Raw genomic sequence first — 2,746 nt, 5'->3', positions numbered from 1 at the left:
GTGTTGAGGTACGTGGTCGTGGACGCGACGGTGACCGCGGTCGAGGTCGTGTCCGTGCCTCCCATGCCAACGGCGTCGATGGTGATCGAGTCGGCGGTGACCGCGGTCACGAGTCCGCTGACCGGGAAACCTCCTGTCATCCCGCCCGGGGCGCCGGTGGCGCCGTCGGTCGGCATGTCCGTCGGCATGTCAGTCGGCATATCGGTCGGTGCGGTCCCATCGGGGGCACCGCTCGGCATGGTGCCGTCGGCCCCGCCCGTTCCGCCCGCGCCGCCACCGCGGTTGCCCGTCGTGCAGGCTCCATCCACCGCGTCGGTCACGGTCACGCTCGTCGCGGCGGTGGCCACCGTCGTACCGCTCGCCGCGGTGAAGCCGGAGACGGAGACGCAACGGCCGACGGAGACATCCGTCAGGGCGCCCGTCACGGTCGCAGTGATCGTCGTCGCGGCCGTGTACGACACGGCGGTCTGGGTGCTGGAATCCTGAACCTGCAGGATGCCGGCGGCAACGGAGGCGATGGTGCCGGTGATGCCCCCGTCTCCCTGCCCCCCAGCCGAGGCCGCCGGGGCTGACGAGGCGGCCGGGACCGCGGCCGTGCTCGCCCCCGCGGCGCAGCCGGTCAGGAGGAGCACTCCGCCGAGGGCGAGAAGAACTCCGAAGTTGGTGGCGAAACGGGTGGTCGGTCGAGTGCGGGTCATGAGGTCTCCAATGGACGTGGAACGGTGGCTGAAGCGGATGCCCGGGGCCGGTTCTGCCTGCCGGGCGAGTCGTGCGGGGCGTGGGTTCGGTTGACGCGCATGGCTACTCGCTCCTGAGCGCATCGATCGGCGCGAGCTTGGCCGCCCGGGTGGCGGGGTAGACCCCGAAGACGATGCCGATGGCGATCGCCACGCCGATGGACAGCCCGACCGCGAGCGGGGACACCACGATCGAGCTTCCGATCACCGCGGGCAGGGTCAGGGCGGCAACGACGCCGATCACGGCACCGAGGATTCCGCCGGACAGCCCGAGGATGGCGGCCTCGATCAGGAACTGGCGCCGGATCGCCCACGGTGGGGCGCCGAGCGCCTTGCGGAGGCCGATCTCCCTGGTGCGCTCGGAAACCGAGACGAGCATGATGTTCATCACGCCGATGCCGCCGACGAGGAGCGACAGCCCGGCGACGCCGGTGAGGAGGATCGTCAGGGTCTGGTAGACCGCTGTCGCGGTGCTGACCAGGGCGTCCTGGCTGCTGATGGTGAAGTCGGCGTCGTCCGTCGAGGAGATCGAGTGCAGGTTGAGCAGGAGCGCGTCGGCCTCCTGGTACGCGGCGGACAGTTGCGTGTCCGAGGCGGCCTGCAGGTAGATCGTCGACACCGCATTGCTCGAGGTGCCGCCGACGAGGGCGGTGGCCGCCGTGCTGAACGGCACGATGGCCACGTCGTCGAGGTTGCTCGAGGAATCCGAGCCCGCCGTGGCGAGCACGCCGACCACCTGGAAGGTCTTGTCGCTGATCACGACGGACTGGCCGACCACGTTCTGGGTGCCGAAGAGTTCGTCGGCGGTCTCCGAGCCGAGCACGACGACCGCTGCGGAGGCATCCGCCTGGGCCTGGGTGAAGAAGGAGCCGCGGGCGAGGGTGCGCTGCCGCACCGAGGTCCACGCTGTCGTGGTTCCCGTGACCGTCGTCGTCCAGTTGGTGTCATTGGCCGTCAGCGAGAGCGAGGTGGTGCTCTCCGGGGCGACCCCGGAGATGTCGGGGGCGTTCACGGTGGAGCTGAGGGCCTCGGCGTCCTTGATCGTGAGTGTCGCGCTCGTGCCGAAGCCGCCGCGGGTTCCCGTTGTGCTCGTGCTGCTGCCGGGGGCGACGATGAGCAGGTTGCTGCCGAGGGAGCTGATCTGGGCGCTGACGTCGAGCTGGGTGCCGAGGCCGAGGCCGACGGTCAGGATGACCGCGGCGATGCCGATCAGGATCCCGAGGATCGTGAGCATCGAACGCAGGGCGTGGGAGTAGACGGCGCTCCAGCTGGTGCGGAAACTCTCCATCCAGGTCATGCCGCATTCACCTCGTCCCTGATGATGGCGCCGTCCTTGACCCAAACGATGCGGCGGGCGCGCTGGGCGACCTCGAGTTCATGGGTGATCAGGACGATCGTGCGGCCGAGGGCGTTGAGTTCGTCGAACAGGGTGAGCACGTCGCGGGTCGACACCGAGTCGAGGTTTCCGGTCGGTTCGTCGGCGAGGATCATGGTCGGTTCCCCGACGAGGGCCCTGGCGACGGCGACGCGCTGCTGCTGGCCGCCGCTCATCTCTCCAGGCTTGTTGTCGAGGCGGTCGCCGAGGCCGACGCGTTCGAGGGCGCGGCTCGCGCGCTTCCTGCGTTCCTCGCGCGGGACGTGCCCGTAGACGAGCGGAAGTTCGACGTTGCGCCAGGCCGGGAGCGAGGACAGCAGGTTGAAGCCCTGGAAGACGAAGCCGATCTGCTGGTTGCGCACGCTCGCGAGTTCGATCTCGTCGAGCTCCTCGACGTCGGTGCCGCCGAGGCGGTACTGGCCGCGGGTGAGGGTGTCGAGGCAGCCGAGGATGTTCATGATGGTGGATTTCCCGGAGCCGGACGGCCCCATGATGGCGACGTACTCGCCCTCATGGATGGCGAGGTTGATCCCTTTCAGTGCTTCGAATTCGATGGTGCCGGACCTGTAGGTCTTTCCGGCGTCGATGAGCTCGATGACGGGGCCTGCGGCATCCGCTTCGAGCACCCACGGGT

At 69.2% G+C, this 2,746-nt stretch carries 2 protein-coding genes and 1 pseudogene; all 3 read right to left on the bottom strand.

From position 1 onward, the window contains the following. A pseudogene (locus QN357_RS18465) lies at nt 1–698 on the bottom strand (hypothetical protein); the annotation flags it as partial. Nucleotides 699–801: 103 nt separating this feature from the next. Then, on the bottom strand, nt 802–2,034 hold the full coding sequence (locus QN357_RS18460) for an ABC transporter permease (RefSeq protein ID WP_134448796.1): 1,233 nt from the start codon (nt 2,032–2,034) through the stop codon (nt 802–804). Beyond that, complete coding sequence (locus tag QN357_RS18455; RefSeq protein WP_166787351.1) at nt 2,031–2,738, bottom strand: ABC transporter ATP-binding protein; 708 nt, start codon at nt 2,736–2,738, stop codon at nt 2,031–2,033. Before QN357_RS18455 ends, QN357_RS18460 begins: the two co-directional genes overlap by 4 nt. Between the last annotated feature and the right edge of the window lie 8 nt (nt 2,739–2,746).

Source organism: Cryobacterium sp. RTC2.1 (genome assembly GCF_035018685.1).
Classification (GTDB): domain Bacteria; phylum Actinomycetota; class Actinomycetes; order Actinomycetales; family Microbacteriaceae; genus Cryobacterium; species Cryobacterium glucosi.
Note: the sequence above shows the minus strand (reverse complement) of the source record. Positions and strands in the feature narration are given on the sequence as shown.